This window comes from Citrobacter sp. Cpa228 (genome assembly GCF_030333085.1).
Lineage (GTDB): Bacteria > Pseudomonadota > Gammaproteobacteria > Enterobacterales > Enterobacteriaceae > Citrobacter > Citrobacter pasteurii.
On record NZ_JAOWGQ010000055.1, the window covers coordinates 84,871 to 101,981 of the forward strand.

The 17,111-nt window shown below is 53.5% G+C and carries 14 protein-coding genes; 13 read left to right on the forward strand and 1 reads right to left on the reverse strand.

What is annotated here, in order from left to right:
• Positions 1-76 precede the first annotated feature (76 nt).
• The 11 genes from ndk (at position 77) to OGX91_RS19015 (ending at position 12,389) form a co-directional block, all read left to right on the forward strand.
• Complete coding sequence (gene ndk, locus OGX91_RS18965) at positions 77-508, forward strand: nucleoside-diphosphate kinase (protein WP_181617591.1); 432 nt, start codon at positions 77-79, stop codon at positions 506-508.
• 252 nt (positions 509-760) lie between these two features.
• Positions 761-1,927: a dual-specificity RNA methyltransferase RlmN gene (gene rlmN / locus OGX91_RS18970; protein WP_003037713.1), complete on the forward strand. Its 1,167-nt coding sequence runs from the start codon at positions 761-763 to the stop codon at positions 1,925-1,927.
• Positions 1,928-2,211: 284 nt separating this feature from the next.
• Positions 2,212-3,201, forward strand: coding sequence for a cytoskeleton protein RodZ (gene rodZ, locus OGX91_RS18975; protein ID WP_005120425.1), 990 nt, complete (start codon positions 2,212-2,214; stop codon positions 3,199-3,201).
• A 26-nt stretch (positions 3,202-3,227) separates the two neighbouring features.
• The gene (gene ispG, locus OGX91_RS18980; RefSeq protein WP_040233471.1) at positions 3,228-4,346 is read left to right on the forward strand and encodes a flavodoxin-dependent (E)-4-hydroxy-3-methylbut-2-enyl-diphosphate synthase; all 1,119 of its coding nucleotides are present in this window, start codon (positions 3,228-3,230) and stop codon (positions 4,344-4,346) included.
• 110 nt (positions 4,347-4,456) lie between these two features.
• Positions 4,457-5,731, forward strand: a complete 1,275-nt coding sequence (hisS, locus tag OGX91_RS18985; protein WP_286627187.1) for a histidine--tRNA ligase — start codon at positions 4,457-4,459, stop codon at positions 5,729-5,731.
• Between the two features lie 13 nt (positions 5,732-5,744).
• A complete protein-coding gene (locus OGX91_RS18990) occupies positions 5,745-6,365 on the forward strand; it encodes a YfgM family protein (protein ID WP_005120429.1) in 621 nt (206 codons plus the stop codon).
• Positions 6,366-6,375: 10 nt separating this feature from the next.
• Positions 6,376-7,554 (forward strand): outer membrane protein assembly factor BamB, encoded by a 1,179-nt coding sequence (gene bamB, locus OGX91_RS18995; RefSeq protein WP_005120430.1) that lies wholly within the window; start codon positions 6,376-6,378, stop codon positions 7,552-7,554.
• Positions 7,555-7,672: 118 nt separating this feature from the next.
• Complete coding sequence (gene der, locus OGX91_RS19000; RefSeq protein WP_286627191.1) at positions 7,673-9,145, forward strand: ribosome biogenesis GTPase Der; 1,473 nt, start codon at positions 7,673-7,675, stop codon at positions 9,143-9,145.
• Positions 9,146-9,433: 288 nt separating this feature from the next.
• Positions 9,434-10,975, forward strand: coding sequence for a peptide MFS transporter (locus OGX91_RS19005; RefSeq protein ID WP_040233473.1), 1,542 nt, complete (start codon positions 9,434-9,436; stop codon positions 10,973-10,975).
• 63 nt (positions 10,976-11,038) lie between these two features.
• Entirely contained in the window at positions 11,039-12,121 is a 1,083-nt protein-coding gene (locus tag OGX91_RS19010; RefSeq protein ID WP_005120434.1) for a Gfo/Idh/MocA family oxidoreductase, read from the forward strand.
• Between the two features lie 52 nt (positions 12,122-12,173).
• A complete protein-coding gene (locus tag OGX91_RS19015; RefSeq protein ID WP_005120435.1) occupies positions 12,174-12,389 on the forward strand; it encodes a zinc ribbon domain-containing protein in 216 nt (71 codons plus the stop codon).
• Here OGX91_RS19015 and xseA read toward each other — a convergent pair.
• Positions 12,386-13,759 (reverse strand): exodeoxyribonuclease VII large subunit, encoded by a 1,374-nt coding sequence (gene xseA / locus OGX91_RS19020; protein WP_199946821.1) that lies wholly within the window; start codon positions 13,757-13,759, stop codon positions 12,386-12,388. The two genes, OGX91_RS19015 and xseA, sit on opposite strands and share 4 nt — an antisense overlap.
• Positions 13,760-13,919: 160 nt before the next feature.
• Here xseA and guaB point away from each other — a divergent pair, with 160 nt between their 5' ends.
• Positions 13,920-15,386, forward strand: a complete 1,467-nt coding sequence (gene guaB / locus OGX91_RS19025) for an IMP dehydrogenase (protein ID WP_040233522.1) — start codon at positions 13,920-13,922, stop codon at positions 15,384-15,386.
• A 63-nt stretch (positions 15,387-15,449) separates the two neighbouring features.
• Positions 15,450-17,027, forward strand: a complete 1,578-nt coding sequence (gene guaA / locus OGX91_RS19030; RefSeq protein WP_005120440.1) for a glutamine-hydrolyzing GMP synthase — start codon at positions 15,450-15,452, stop codon at positions 17,025-17,027.
• Positions 17,028-17,111: the final 84 nt, after the last annotated feature.

Here is a 17,111-nt window from a genome sequence, read left to right on the forward strand (position 1 = left end):
AATAGTCAATTGCCGGGATGCTCTTTATAATCCGCGCCAGGTAAACCACAACAAAACATCTTTTTCAGAGGTAATCATGACTATTGAACGTACTTTTTCCATCATCAAACCAAACGCGGTGGCAAAAAACGTTATTGGGAGCATCTTTGCGCGCTTTGAAGCTGCAGGGTTCAAAATTGTTGGTACTAAAATGCTGCACCTGACCGTTGAGCAGGCGCGCGGCTTCTACGCCGAGCATGATGGCAAGCCGTTCTTTGACGGTCTGGTTGAATTCATGACCTCTGGTCCAATCGTTGTTTCTGTTCTGGAAAGCGAAAATGCCGTACAGCGCCATCGCGATCTGCTGGGTGCAACCAACCCGGCAAATGCGCTGGCTGGTACTCTGCGCGCAGATTATGCTGACAGCTTTACTGAGAACGGCACCCATGGTTCTGACTCCGTTGAGTCTGCGGCGCGTGAAATCGCCTATTTCTTTGGTGAAGGCGAGGTTTGTCCGCGCACTCGCTAATAAAGCTCGTCCTGTAGGCCGGATAAGCGTTTAGCGCATCCGGCACTGCTTTGCCTGATGGCGACGCGAGGCGTCTTATCAAGCCTACGTTCTTTCTTTACATATTATTTTCGCTAATGCTTCGTGCAAACGTGGCATCCCTGCGCCAGACTTTGTACAATGCAACGCCCCGGAAGAGCAGATCGCTTGCCGGGGCGTTTCTTTTTAACCCTCCACGGGCCACAACGTGTAACAACGAGGCCGGAAAAAATTATGTCTGAATTAGTTAACACCTCTGAAGTCGTCATTCCTGCGGTTCCAAATAAAAATGGAAAAATTAACCTGCTGGATCTGAACCGTCAGCAAATGCGCGAATTCTTCAAAGAAATGGGCGAAAAACCGTTTCGTGCCGATCAGGTCATGAAGTGGATGTACCACTATTGCAGCGACAACTTTGATGACATGACTGACATCAATAAGGTTCTGCGTAACAAGCTGAAAGAAGTGGCTGAAATTCGCGCCCCGGAAGTGGTGGAAGAGCAGCGTTCTTCTGACGGTACGATCAAATGGGCCATCGCGGTTGGCGATCAGCGCGTAGAAACCGTGTATATCCCGGAAGACGATCGCGCCACCCTGTGTGTTTCTTCACAGGTCGGTTGTGCATTAGAGTGTAAATTCTGCTCTACGGCGCAACAGGGCTTTAACCGTAACCTGCGGGTGTCGGAGATCATTGGTCAGGTCTGGCGCGCGGCGAAAATCGTCGGCGCGGTGAAGGCTACGGGCGTGCGTCCTATTACCAACGTGGTGATGATGGGGATGGGCGAGCCGCTGCTCAACCTGACTAACGTCGTGCCGGCGATGGAAATCATGCTGGACGACTTCGGTTTCGGGCTGTCCAAGCGTCGCGTTACGCTCTCCACCTCAGGCGTTGTCCCTGCGCTGGATAAACTGGGTGATATGATTGATGTCGCACTGGCGATTTCTCTGCATGCGCCAAATGATGAAATTCGTGACGAAATTGTGCCTATCAACAAGAAGTACAATATCGAAACGTTCCTCGGGGCTGTGCGCCGCTATCTGGAGAAATCCAATGCGAATCAGGGTCGTGTAACCATCGAGTATGTGATGTTGGATCACATCAACGATGGCACTGAGCATGCTCATCAGCTTGCTGAACTGCTGAAAGATACGCCGTGTAAGATCAACCTGATCCCGTGGAACCCGTTCCCGGGCGCGCCGTATGGCCGTAGTTCTAACAGCCGTATCGATCGTTTCTCCAAAGTGCTGATGAGCTATGGTTTCACCACCATCGTGCGCAAAACACGTGGCGATGACATCGATGCAGCCTGTGGTCAGCTGGCGGGCGACGTTATTGACCGTACTAAGCGTACTCTGCGCAAGCGTATGCAAGGCGATGCTATCGATATCAAAACCGTTTGATGCCGAATGCACTACGGTATAAATAATGTACCGTAGTGCAATGTAAGTTACATAAGGTCCTTTGTTGTAGTCGTCTGAGCAATAATAACGGTGCGTTTTAGTCGACTTTAAGGCAGTATGTAGCGGTTCAACAAGCGTTTAGCCCTCAGGTTTACGCTGTTTTGTCATTGATAGTCTGACCGTTTTATACTGTCTGACGAAGGTTAACTGACCAGATGTTTCGCGGTGTGGGTGAGCATTGTGGCTCGCCGGCATCAGAACCCAAATTTACGCAGCTGTAGCGAATGAATACTGAAGCCACGCACGACAAAAATGAAGCACTCTCCACCGGCGTTCGTCTGCGCAATGCCCGTGAACAACTCGGATTCAGCCAGCAGGTGGTCGCGGAACGACTCTGCCTGAAGGTTTCCACGGTACGCGATATTGAAGAAGATAAGGCGCCAGCCGATCTCGCTTCAACATTTCTGCGCGGGTATATCCGTTCTTATGCGCGTCTGGTGCATATTCCTGAAGAAGAACTGTTGCCAGGGTTGGAAAAACAGGCTCCGATTCGTCCTGCCAAAGTCGCACCGATGCAGAGCTTTTCGCTCGGTAAGCGTCGTAAGAAACGCGATGGCTGGTTAATGACCTTTACCTGGCTGGTACTGTTTGTCGTTGTCGGACTGACAGGCGCCTGGTGGTGGCAGAACCATAAGGCGCAGCAGGAAGAGATCACCACCATGGCCGATCAATCCTCCGCTGAGTTGAATGCCGGTAAAGAGGGGGCGCAGAATGTACCGTTAGATACCAGCGCTGCAGCAAGCCCGGATACCACGTCGGCTGCTGACAATGGCGCGGTAACGGATGCAGCGCCAGCGCAACAAAATGCCGCCGCGACTCAGGCTCCGGCTGCTGATGCGCAACAGAACGCCGTTGTGGCGCCTTCTCAGGCTAACGTTGATACCGCAACCGCACCGGCCGCTGCAGCACCGCTGCCGACTGACCAGGCTGGCGTCACGACACCGGCTGGCGATCCTAACGCGCTGGTGATGAACTTTACTGCTGACTGCTGGCTGGAAGTCACCGATGCGACCGGCAAGAAACTGTTCAGCGGGATGCAGCGTAAAGATGGCAATCTGAATCTGGTCGGTCAGGCGCCATATAAACTGAAAATTGGCGCTCCGGCGGCAGTGCAGATTCAGTTCCAGGGTAAACCTGTCGATCTAAGTCGTTTTATCAGAACTAACCAGGTTGCGCGTCTGACCGTTAATGCCGAACAATCAACGGCTCAGTAACAGACGGCAATGCGGGAGATTTTTTAATGCATAACCAGGCTCCAATTCAACGTAGAAAATCGACACGCATTTACGTTGGGAACGTGCCGATCGGCGATGGCGCGCCCATCGCCGTACAGTCGATGACCAATACGCGTACCACGGATGTGGAAGCAACGGTTAATCAGATTAAAGCGCTGGAACGCGTAGGCGCAGACATTGTTCGTGTCTCTGTACCGACAATGGATGCCGCAGAAGCGTTCAAGCTTATCAAACAGCAGGTTAACGTCCCGCTGGTTGCTGATATTCACTTCGACTATCGTATCGCGCTGAAGGTGGCGGAATACGGCGTTGATTGCCTGCGTATCAACCCAGGTAATATCGGTAATGAAGAGCGTATTCGCATGGTGGTGGATTGCGCTCGTGATAAAAATATTCCTATCCGCATCGGCGTCAATGCCGGATCGCTGGAAAAAGATCTGCAGGAAAAATACGGTGAGCCGACGCCGCAGGCGCTGCTGGAATCTGCGATGCGCCATGTGGATCATCTCGATCGACTGAACTTCGATCAGTTCAAAGTCAGCGTGAAAGCGTCTGACGTTTTCCTCGCCGTGGAATCTTATCGCCTGCTGGCGAAACAGATCGATCAGCCGCTGCATCTGGGGATCACCGAAGCCGGTGGCCTGCGTAGTGGTTCCGTGAAGTCCGCGATCGGCCTCGGCCTGCTGTTATCTGAAGGGATCGGCGATACGCTGCGTGTTTCTCTGGCGGCGGATCCGGTGGAAGAGATCAAAGTGGGTTTTGATATTCTGAAATCACTGCGCATTCGTGCGCGCGGGATCAACTTTATCGCTTGCCCAACCTGCTCGCGTCAGGAGTTTGACGTTATCGGTACAGTGAACGCGCTGGAGCAACGCCTGGAAGATATCATTACGCCAATGGATGTATCGATCATCGGCTGCGTGGTAAACGGCCCTGGTGAAGCGCTGGTTTCTACGCTGGGCGTGACGGGCGGTAACAAGAAAAGCGGTCTGTATGAAGACGGCGTGCGTAAGGACAGACTCGATAACGACGACATGATTACGCAGCTTGAAGCCCGCATTCGTGCTAAAGCAAGTATTCTGGACGAAGCGCGTCGTATCGACGTGCAGCAGCTTGAAAAATAACAACGTGATGGGAAGCGGCATGCTTCCCGTGTATGATTGAACCCGCATGGCGCCCGCATTGTTCGGGTTAGCGCTGAGGGTTCATTTTTATATTCATAAAGAGAATAAACGTGGCAAAAAACATTCAAGCCATTCGCGGCATGAACGATTATCTGCCTGGCGAAACCGCCATCTGGCAGCGCATTGAAGGCACTCTCAAAAACGTGCTCGGCAGCTATGGTTACAGTGAAATCCGCTTGCCGATTGTAGAGCAGACCCCGTTATTCAAACGCGCGATCGGTGAAGTCACCGACGTGGTTGAAAAAGAGATGTATACCTTTGAGGACCGCAATGGCGACAGCCTGACGTTGCGTCCTGAAGGGACTGCGGGTTGCGTACGCGCCGGCATCGAACATGGTCTCCTGTACAATCAGGAACAGCGTCTGTGGTATATCGGGCCGATGTTCCGCCACGAACGTCCGCAAAAAGGACGCTATCGTCAATTCCATCAGTTGGGTTGCGAAGTTTTTGGCCTGCAAGGCCCGGATATTGATGCTGAACTCATTCTGCTGACCGCTCGCTGGTGGCGCGCGCTGGGTATTTCTCAGCATGTCAGCCTGGAGCTGAACTCAATCGGTTCGCTTGAAGCCCGCGCTAACTACCGTGATGCGCTGGTCGCCTACCTGGAACTGCACAAAGAGAAACTGGACGAAGACTGCAAGCGCCGTATGTACACCAACCCGCTGCGCGTTCTCGACTCCAAAAACCCGGAAGTACAGGCGCTGCTCAACGACGCGCCTGCACTGGGCGACTATCTTGACGACGACTCGCGCGAGCACTTCGCGGGCTTGTGCAAACTGCTGGAGTCCGCAGGCATTGCCTACACGGTCAATCAGCGTCTGGTTCGTGGTCTTGATTACTACAACCGCACCGTATTTGAGTGGGTCACCACCAGCCTGGGCTCACAGGGTACCGTGTGTGCAGGTGGTCGTTATGACGGTCTGGTAGAGCAACTTGGCGGCCGCGCAACGCCGGCTGTAGGCTTTGCTATGGGCCTGGAACGACTTGTTTTGTTAGTTCAGGCAGTTAATTCGGAATTTATTGCCTCCCCTGTTGTCGATATATACCTGGTTGCTTCAGGGGCGGACACGCAGTCGGCGGCAATGCGGCTTGCAGAACGTCTGCGCGATGAAGTTCCTGGTGTGAAACTGATGACTAACCACGGTGGCGGCAACTTTAAGAAACAGTTTGCTCGCGCCGATAAGTGGGGCGCCCGCGTTGCACTGGTACTGGGTGAGTCCGAAGTGGCTGACGGTACTGTTGTAGTGAAGGATTTGCGCTCTGGTGAGCAAACGGCAGTAGCGCAGGATAGCGTTGCCGCGCATTTGCGCACTCTACTGGGCTAAGGAGAAGGACAGCGTGGAAATTTACGAGAACGAACACGACCAGGTTGATGCGGTAAAACGCTTCTTTGCTGAAAACGGCAAAGCGCTGGTTGTTGGGGTAATTTTAGGGGTTGGCGCGCTGGTCGGCTGGCGTTACTGGACCAGTCATCAGACGGAGTCCGCACGCTCTGCTTCTCTGGCATATCAAAATACGGTGACTGCGGTTAGCGCAGGTAAGCCTGATAGCATTCCTGCTGCAGAGAAATTTGCCGCGGAAAACAAAAACACCTATGGCGCATTAGCGTCAATGGAACTGGCACAGCAGTTTGTTGACCAAAACGAACTAGAGAAAGCCGCGGCCCAGTTACAACAAGGTCTGGCCGCCACCAGCGATGAGAATCTCAAAGCGGTGCTTAATCTGCGTCTTGCTCGTGTTCAGGTTCAGCTTAAGCAGGCTGATACCGCGCTGAAAACACTCGATACCATTAAAGGTGAAGGGTGGGCGGCAATTGTGGCCGATCTGCGTGGTGAAGCGTTGCTGAGCAAAGGCGATAAACAAGGTGCGCGTAGCGCATGGGAAGCGGGCGTGAAAAGCGATGCCTCTCCTGCTCTGAGCGAAATGATGCAGATGAAAATCAATAATTTGTCCATCTGAGAGGGACCCGATGCAATTGCGTAAATTACTTCTGCCAGGGCTGCTTTCCGTTACCCTATTGAGCGGCTGTTCACTGTTTAGTGGCGAAGAAGATGTCGTTAAGATGTCCCCGTTACCGGTGGTTGAAAACCAGTTTACTCCGTCTACTGCCTGGAGCACTTCTGTAGGTAACGGTATTGGTGATTTCTACTCCAACCTTCATCCTGCGCTGGCGGATAACGTGGTCTATGCAGCCTCTCGCGCCGGTGTGGTGAAAGCGCTGAACGCAGACGACGGCAAAGAAGTCTGGTCTGTTAATCTGGGTGAGAAAGACGGTTGGTTCTCCCGTGCATCTGCTCAGCTTTCTGGCGGTGTAACCGTGTCGGGCGGCCATGTTTATATTGGCAGCGAAAAAGCACAGGTTTATGCGCTTAACACCAGCGACGGGACCACCGCATGGCAAACGAAAGTTGCCGGCGAAGCGCTGTCTCGTCCGGTTGTTAGCGATGGCATGGTGTTGATCCACACCAGCAACGGCCAGTTGCAGGCATTGAACGAAGCTGACGGCGCCATCAAATGGACCGTGAACCTCGACATGCCATCACTTTCCTTACGTGGTGAATCCGCTCCGGCGACCGCCTTTGGCGCAGCTATTGTGGGTGGCGATAATGGTCGCGTAAGTGCCGTACTGATGCAGCAGGGCCAGATGATTTGGCAGCAGCGTATTTCTCAGGCCACTGGCCCAACCGAAATCGATCGTCTGAGTGATGTCGATACCACGCCGGTTATCGTCAATGGTGTAGTTTACGCACTGGCTTATAATGGTAACCTGACGGCGCTGGATCTACGCAGCGGCCAGATCATGTGGAAACGTGAGCTCGGCTCGGTGAATGATTTCATCGTCGATGGTAATCGTATCTATCTGGTTGATCAGAATGACCGTGTGCTGGCGCTGACTACCGACGGCGGCGTGACGCTGTGGACGCAAAGCGATCTGCTGCACCGTCTGCTGACGTCTCCGGCTCTGTATAACGGCAACCTGGTCGTAGGCGATAGCGAAGGCTACCTGCACTGGATTAACGTTGAAGATGGTCGCTTTGTCGCTCAGCAGAAAGTCGACAGCTCAGGTTTCCTGACAGAGCCGGTCTCTGCTGATGGTAAACTGCTGATCCAGGCGAAAGACGGTACGCTGTACTCCATTACGCGTTAATCGTCGCGGCCGCTCGCTTTGAAAAACGGCTCCTGGTGCAGGGGCCGTTTTACTGTTTTTAACAATGGCGCAAAAATAGCGTCCGTTGTCTGATGATTTTTTAAATGAGGCTTTAAACATGGTACCTGTGGTCGCGCTTGTCGGGCGCCCTAACGTTGGCAAATCCACGTTATTTAACCGTCTAACTCGCACCCGAGATGCGCTGGTTGCGGATTTCCCGGGTCTGACTCGTGACCGTAAGTACGGTCGTGCGGAAATTGAAGGCCGCGAGTTTATCTGCATTGATACTGGCGGTATTGATGGCACCGAAGACGGTGTTGAAACCCGTATGGCTGAGCAGTCGTTGCTGGCTATCGAAGAAGCGGACGTTGTGCTGTTCATGGTGGATGCGCGTGCTGGTCTGATGCCGGCAGATGAAGCCATTGCCAAGCATCTGCGTGCGCGCCAGAAACCAACCTTCCTCGTTGCCAACAAAACTGACGGACTCGATCCGGATCAGGCGGTTGTTGATTTTTACTCGCTGGGGCTGGGCGAAATTTACCCCATCGCGGCGTCCCATGGTCGTGGCGTTCTCAGCCTGTTGGAGCATGTTCTGCTGCCGTGGATGGATGACGTCGCTCCGCAGGAAGAAGTGGACGAAGACGCGGAATATTGGGCGCAACTGGAAGCCAAAGAAAATGGCAAAGAAGAGCCTGAAGACGACTTCAACCCGCAGGATCTGCCGATCAAACTGGCGATTGTTGGTCGTCCGAACGTAGGTAAGTCCACGCTTACTAACCGTATTCTTGGCGAAGATCGTGTGGTGGTTTACGACATGCCGGGGACCACGCGTGACAGTATTTATATCCCAATGCAGCGTGATGAACGCGAATATGTGCTCATCGATACCGCAGGCGTGCGCAAGCGCGGTAAAATTACCGAAGCGGTAGAAAAATTTTCCGTAATCAAAACGTTGCAGGCAATTGAAGATGCCAACGTGGTGATGCTGGTGATTGACGCACGCGAAGGGATCTCCGATCAGGACCTCTCGCTGTTGGGCTTTATCCTCAATAGTGGGCGCTCACTTGTTATCGTCGTCAACAAATGGGACGGCCTGACACAGGAAGTGAAAGAACAGGTAAAAGAGACACTGGACTTCCGTCTGGGCTTTATCGACTTTGCCCGCGTTCACTTTATCTCTGCGCTGCACGGCAGCGGTGTAGGTAACCTGTTCGAATCCGTGCGCGAAGCGTATGACAGCTCGACCCGCCGCGTCAGCACCGCGATGCTGACTCGCATCATGACCATGGCGGCAGAAGATCATCAGCCGCCGCTGGTACGTGGTCGCCGTGTGAAGCTTAAGTATGCACACGCCGGTGGTTATAACCCACCGATTGTGGTGATTCATGGTAACCAGGTGAAAGACCTGCCGGATTCATACAAGCGCTATCTGATGAACTACTTCCGCAAATCACTGGAAGTCATGGGTACACCAATCCGTATTCAGTTCAAAGAAGGGGAAAACCCGTTTGCCAACAAACGTAATACACTGACACCAACTCAGATGCGTAAGCGTAAGCGTTTGATTAAGCACATCAAAAAAAGCAAGTAAGTTTGCTGATGGCGATAGAGGCCCGCGTAAATCGCGGGCTTTTTTTCGCCTGTACCTGTCTGTTTGCTGTCAATGACTATTCGCTTTTTACCAAGTTTAAATCTAAGAAAGTAGACAATTGTCGAATTTTCATCTTAAAGTCACCCGGTTGGTACTAGACAAAACTACTGTCAGGTTATCAAATGGTTAAATAACTCTTCGCCGTATGTAAAAAATCGACCAGCTACGTACCTGGCCGGCGTACATCACGGTGTTTACAAGCACACGACATATCTTTTCGGGAGAATTATGCAATCCTCTGTTAATCAAAAAGAAAGCCGAACTTTCTTCGGTCATCCTTATCCGCTCGGCTCATTGTTCTTCACAGAGATGTGGGAGCGTTTCTCGTTTTATGGCATTCGCCCGTTACTGATCCTGTTTATGGCGGCTACCGTTTATGACGGCGGCATGGGGCTGGCGCGTGAAAATGCGTCGGCGATTGTCGGTATCTTTGCTGGTACGATGTATCTTGCTGCGTTGCCGGGTGGCTGGCTGGCGGATAACTGGCTCGGCCAACAAAAAGCGGTATGGTATGGCTCCATCCTGATTGCGCTTGGTCACCTGTCGATTGCGCTCTCGGCCATCATGGGTGACAACCTGTTCTTTATCGGCCTGATGTTTATCGTGCTCGGCTCTGGTCTGTTTAAGACCTGTATCTCGGTGATGGTGGGTACGCTGTATAAAAAAGGCGATGCGCGTCGTGATGGCGGTTTCTCGCTGTTCTACATGGGTATCAATATGGGCTCCTTCATTGCTCCGTTGATCTCCGGGTGGCTGATTAAATCTCATGGCTGGCATTGGGGTTTTGGAATCGGTGGCATCGGGATGCTGGTCGCGTTGATTATCTTCCGCGTATTTGCTGTTCCGGCGATGAAACGCTACGACAGCGAAGTCGGTCTGGACTCGACCTGGAACAGCCCGGTAGTCAAAAGAAAGGGCGTAGGCACGTGGTTGTTGGCGCTGGCGGTAGGTGTGGCAGTCATTGTTACCCTGATTGCTCAAGGTGTGATTGTGATTAACCCGGTCGCGGTAGCCAGCGTGTTGGTGTATGTGATTGCGGCATCCGTAGCCCTCTACTTCATCTACCTGTTTGTCTTTGCCGGGCTGAACCGTAAAGAGCGCGCCAGACTGTTGGTCTGCTTTATTCTGCTGGTTTCCGCTGCCTTCTTCTGGTCGGCATTTGAGCAAAAACCAACGTCGTTTAACCTGTTCGCTAACGACTACACTAATCGTATGATCGGCGGTTTTGAAATCCCGGCAGTCTGGTTCCAGTCGATTAACGCGCTGTTTATCATCCTGCTGGCCCCGGTCTTTAGCTGGGCGTGGCCGAAGCTTGCCAGCATGAACATTCGCCCGAGCAGTATTACTAAATTTGTTATCGGTATTCTGTGTGCCGCAGCGGGTTTTGGCCTGATGATGCTGGCAGCGCAAAACGTGCTGAATAATGGTGGTGCAGGCGTTTCGCCTTTCTGGCTGGTGGGAAGTATCCTGATGCTGACGCTTGGCGAACTGTGTCTGAGTCCGATTGGTCTGGCGACGATGACGCTGTTGGCACCGGAAAGAATGCGTGGGCAGATGATGGGCCTGTGGTTCTGCGCCAGTGCGCTGGGTAACCTGGCCGCGGGTCTGATTGGTGGTCATGTGAAGGCCGACCAGCTTGATATGCTGCCGGATCTGTTTGCGCGTTGTTCTATCGCGTTGATAATCTGTGCTGCGGTATTGGTAGTCCTCATTGTTCCGGTACGCCGTATGCTGGAGAATGCGCAGACTAAACCGGTTACCAGCGCCTGATAACACCTCGACATTGCCGGGGCGGGCATTCTGCTCCGGCAATTCAATCAACGAGGTAAAAGTATGTTGTTAGGGTTTGTGGGGCTTGGCGCGGTGGTTGAAACGGCATACTTGCCCGCATTACGTCATATGTTCGGTGATTCATTCCGCTGTGTGGGATTTGATGTGCAACCCGCAAAACAGCCTGCAGATGTGACACGCTGCGCATCGCTCGCTGAACTTCTGGCAACACCGCTTGATACCCTGTTTATCACCACCGCATCCCTGCACCATCTTGAGGTGCTGGAACAGGCGCTGGCCGCTCCCATCGCACGTATCGTGGTCGAAAAACCGATTGTCGCCACGCTTTCCCAAATTGAAAAACTGAAAATGCTGCTGGTTCAACCCGGCGTCGCTGATCGCGTACTGGCGCTAGACCATTGGATGGCGCGTAATGGCGCAATGCAGCTGGCATTAGGGAAACTCGGGGCGCAGTGGCAGGGCGATAACCCACAACCGACACTGGTTTCCCACTTTTCGGACATTGTTAAAATCGAAGGTTTCTTGCAGGAGCCAAGCGGGTTTAACGCCGCAGGGGAGCCTATAGCGCTTAACTTTGCCACCGGTGAGCCGGATGCGCGCGAGCTGCGCCACCCGGATGGCGTGATTCTGGATATCGGTACGCACGTGCTGGCAATGTTGCGTGAAACGGTACGTTGCCTGGGCGGCAATGACAGTATGACTTTGCAGGTGAAGCGGGCTAAAGACCGCCTGGGGCGTGATATCTCCCGCGGTGACCTGACTACGGCAGAGGGTGAAGCTCATCTTCAGGGGCAGATTAGCAGTATACCGCTGGATATCTGGCTGAATAAATACGCGGGTCCAACTGGCGGTCAAAAAGGTTTGCGCCTGTATCTGAGCGATGGTCGTATCATCAGCCATGACCGGCGCGGGGCCGAGGATGTGCTTGAAGTGATTGACGGTGATGCTGTGCGTCGCTGGAGGCTTCCCGGTACGATTTATGCCCATTGTCTGGCGGAACATATTCTGGGGGCGCAAAGTCTGTTTGAACGCAACCCACAGGAGGTGAGGTGCACAACGCAGCGCAGACTGGAGGAGGTTGAACGATTACTCACCTTGCAGCAACAGCTGCGTGGCCCACACTAAGCGTATCGTGGTAAAATTAATGCAGAGCTGAATGCCCTTTAGAGGAGTCACCATGTCAATGAACTGCCCGGATTGTCACGCAGAACTGGAACTGCAAAACGGTGTGGCGCACTGTGAAAACTGCAAAAAAGATATTCCGTTAGAAGCGCGCTGTCCGGAGTGCCATCAACCGCTCCAGGTATTAAAAGCCTGCGGAGCGGTGGATTACTTCTGTCAGAATGGCCATGGGTTGATTTCGAAGAAACGCGTGGAGTTTGCGCCGGTTTAATCCGGCTTTTTCTTACGCGTTTTCTTTGCCGCCGTTACGCCTTTCACTTCACTCTCTACCCAACCATCTGACAGTCGGGTCGTGAGCACATCACCGGCCTTCACCTGTTTGGTCTGCTTCAGCACTTTGCCGTCCGTCGCGGTAGTGACGCTATAGCCGCGCGCCAGCGTGGAAAGCGGGCTTACGGCTTCAAGATGCGTCACCACATTACCAAAGCGTTCTCGCTGCTCGCTTAAACGCGCGCGGATATTCTCCGCCAGACGATATTCCAGTTGCTGAATACGGGTTTGCGCCCGATAAATGCGCGACTGTGGGTTTTGTTGGTTCAGGCGTTGACTTCCGCGCTGTTGGCGCTGGTTGGCTTGCTTAATCTTATTCTCAAGTGCGAAGTTCATTCTCTGCCGCAGCCGCTCCAGCACTGTTTGCTGACGGGCCAGACGCAACTGAGGGTGCTGCTGTTGCAGACGGTGGAACATCTGAGTGAAACGGCGGTTGAGGTTCGCGATGTAGTAATCCATCGCCATACCCAGACGCTGCTGCACAGACTGAATCTGGCGTAACAGCTCCTGTTGATTGCGGCTGACAATTTCCGCCGCCGCAGACGGCGTAGGCGCGCGCAAGTCGCCGACGAAGTCAGCAATAGTGACATCGGTTTCATGGCCAACGGCGCTAACGACCGGAATGGCACTGTTAAATATTGCCCGCGCCACGCGTTCGTCGTTAAAGCTCCATAAATCCTCCAGCGATCCACCACCACGCCCGACGATTAAAACATCGCACTCCAGACGTGCGTTAGCCAGTTCAATGGCATGAACAATCTGCCCCGGCGCATCATCACCCTGCACGGCGGTTGGGTAAATTATCACGGGCAGGGAAGGGTCACGACGTTTCAGAACATGGAGGATATCGTGCAGCGCAGCCCCGGTTTTCGAGGTGATCACCCCGACGCAATGGGCCGGTGAGGGCAACGGTTGTTTGTATTGCTGATCGAACAAACCTTCAGCCTGTAATTTGGCTTTCAGCTGTTCATATTTTTGCTGCAACAATCCTTCGCCCGCAGGCTGCATGCTCTCGACGATTATCTGGTAGTCGCCGCGCGGCTCGTACAGCGTAATGTTGGCGCGTACCAGCACCTGCTGTCCATGCTGCGGGCGGAAGGTCACCCGGCGGTTACTGTTGCGGAACATCGCGCAACGTACCTGGGCGGTGTCATCTTTAAGCGTGAAATACCAGTGGCCTGAAGAGGGCTGGGTGAAATTCGAAATTTCGCCGCTGATCCACACGTGTCCCATTTCCTGCTCAAGCAGCAGACGAACCGTCTGATTCAGGCGGCTTACGGTAAAAATTGAGGTGGTTTGAGAGGATAACATGTGAGCGGGATCAAATTCTAAATCAGCAGGTTATTCAATCGAAAGTAACATGCTCACAGAGGAGCGCAAGGTTTTTTTGCAAAAAAGTGTGGATGCAATCGGTTACGCTCTGTATAATGCCGCGGCAATATTTAATAACCTCCCAGGTGAGATATTGCCCATGCTACGTATCGCTAAAGAAGCCCTGACGTTTGACGACGTCCTCCTCGTTCCCGCTCATTCTACCGTTCTGCCGAATACTGCTGATCTCAGCACCCAGTTGACGAAAACCATTCGCCTGAACATTCCTATGCTCTCTGCGGCTATGGACACCGTGACGGAAGCTCGCCTGGCAATTGCCCTGGCTCAGGAAGGCGGCATCGGTTTTATCCACAAAAACATGTCCATCGAGCGCCAGGCCGAAGAAGTTAAACGTGTGAAAAAACACGAATCTGGCGTGGTGACCGATCCGCAGACCGTACTGCCCACCACCACGCTGCGTGAAGTGAAAGAACTGACCGAGCGTAATGGCTTTGCAGGCTATCCGGTTGTAACGGAAGACAACGAACTGGTCGGTATCATCACCGGTCGTGACGTACGCTTTGTTACCGACCTCAGCCAACCGGTTAGCGTTTATATGACGCCGAAAGAGCGTCTGGTAACCGTACGCGAAGGCGAAGCGCGTGATGTTGTGTTTGCAAAAATGCACGAAAAACGTGTTGAGAAAGCGCTGGTCGTTGATGACAGCTTCCATCTTCTCGGCATGATCACGGTTAAGGATTTTCAGAAAGCAGAACGTAAACCTAACGCCTGTAAAGACGAGCATGGTCGTCTGCGCGTTGGTGCTGCTGTCGGCGCGGGTGCTGGTAACGAAGAGCGCGTTGACGCGCTGGTTGCCGCGGGCGTTGATGTACTGCTGATTGACTCCTCTCACGGTCACTCTGAAGGCGTATTGCAGCGTATTCGTGAAACTCGCGCTAAATATCCGGATCTGCAGATCATCGGTGGTAACGTCGCAACGGGCGCTGGCGCTCGCGCTCTGGCTGAAGCCGGCTGCAGCGCTGTTAAAGTGGGTATCGGCCCTGGCTCCATCTGTACCACCCGTATCGTTACCGGCGTAGGTGTACCGCAGATCACCGCTGTTTCTGACGCCGTTGAAGCGCTGGAAGGCACCGGTATTCCGGTTATCGCCGATGGCGGTATTCGTTTCTCTGGCGACATCGCGAAAGCAATCGCTGCCGGTGCTGCTGCAGTCATGGTGGGCTCCATGCTGGCGGGTACTGAAGAATCCCCGGGTGAAATCGAACTGTACCAGGGCCGTTCTTACAAATCTTACCGCGGTATGGGTTCTCTGGGCGCGATGTCCAAAGGCTCCTCCGACCGTTACTTCCAGAGCGATAACGCCGCCGATAAACTGGTCCCGGAAGGTATCGAAGGCCGCGTAGCGTATAAAGGCCGCCTGAAAGAGATCATTCACCAGCAGATGGGCGGCCTGCGCTCCTGTATGGGGCTGACCGGCTGTGGTACTATCGACGCGCTGCGTACTCAGGCTGAATTTGTCCGTATCAGCGGTGCGGGTATCCAGGAAAGTCACGTTCACGATGTGACCATCACCAAAGAGTCCCCTAACTACCGCATGGGCTCCTGATAAGTTTCCGCGCCCGGCTCTATGCCGGGCGAATTTGTTTCACTTGCCTCGGAATTAGCGTCAATGACAGACAATATTCATAAACATCGCATTCTCATCCTCGATTTCGGATCGCAGTATACTCAGCTGGTTGCACGTCGCGTACGTGAACTGGGCGTCTACTGTGAACTGTGGGCATGGGATGTTACGGAAGCACAAATTCGCGAATTCAACCCAAGTGGTATCATTCTTTCCGGTGGTCCGGAAAGCACCACCGAAGAAAACAGCCCGCGTGCGCCAGAATACGTTTTCAATGCCGGTGTGCCGGTGTTCGGCGTCTGCTACGGCATGCAGACCATGGCAATGCAGCTCGGTGGCCACGTTGAAGGGTCTAACGAACGTGAATTCGGCTATGCGCAGGTAGAGGTTCAGACTGACAGCGCGCTGGTGCGTGGTATTGAAGACTCCCTGACCGCCGACGGCAAACCGCTGCTGGACGTATGGATGAGCCACGGTGACAAAGTGACCGCCATTCCTGAAGGTTTCGTCACTGTCGCCAGCACCGACAGCTGCCCGTTCGCCATTATGGCGCACGAAGAAAAACGCTTCTACGGCGTACAGTTCCACCCGGAAGTGACCCACACCCGTCAGGGCATGCGTATGCTGGAGCGCTTTGTGCGTGACATCTGCCAGTGTGAAGCGCTGTGGACGCCGGAAAAAATCATCGACGACGCTGTTGCACGTATCCGTGAGCAGGTTGGCGACGATAAAGTGATCCTCGGTCTGTCCGGTGGCGTTGACTCCTCCGTCACCGCGATGCTGTTGCACCGTGCGATCGGCAAAAATCTGACCTGTGTGTTCGTTGACAACGGTCTGCTGCGCCTGAATGAAGCTCAGCAGGTGATGGATATGTTTGGTGACCACTTCGGTCTGAATATTGTTCATGTTGAAGGCGAGCAGCGTTTCCTGGATGCGCTGAAAGGCGAGAGCGATCCGGAAGCCAAACGTAAAATCATCGGTCGTGTGTTCGTTGAAGTGTTCGATGAAGAAGCACTGAAACTGGAAGACGTTAAATGGCTGGCGCAGGGCACTATCTATCCGGACGTGATTGAATCCGCGGCTTCCGCCACCGGTAAAGCACACGTTATCAAATCTCACCACAACGTGGGTGGCCTGCCGAAAGAGATGAAGATGGGTCTGGTTGAACCGCTGCGTGAGCTGTTCAAAGACGAAGTGCGTAAGATTGGTCTGGAGCTGGGTCTGCCGTACGACATGCTGTACCGTCACCCGTTCCCGGGGCCGGGTCTGGGCGTGCGCGTACTGGGCGAAGTGAAGAAAGAGTACTGCGATTTGTTGCGTCGTGCAGATGCTATCTTCATCGAAGAACTGCACAAAGCTGACCTGTACAACAAAGTCAGTCAGGCGTTCACCGTGTTCCTGCCGGTACGTTCCGTTGGCGTCATGGGCGATGGCCGTAAATACGACTGGGTTGTTTCCCTGCGTGCTGTTGAGACCATCGACTTTATGACCGCCCACTGGGCGCATCTGCCGTATGACTTCCTGGGCCGCGTCTCTAACCGCATCATCAACGAAGTGAACGGTATTTCCCGCGTGGTGTATGACATCAGCGGTAAGCCGCCAGCTACCATTGAGTGGGAATAATATCTCTCTCCGTTAGTGGTTTTTGAAACGGTAATATGTCAAACCCTCTTTAACAGAGGGTTTTTTATTGCGCTCACACCGAAG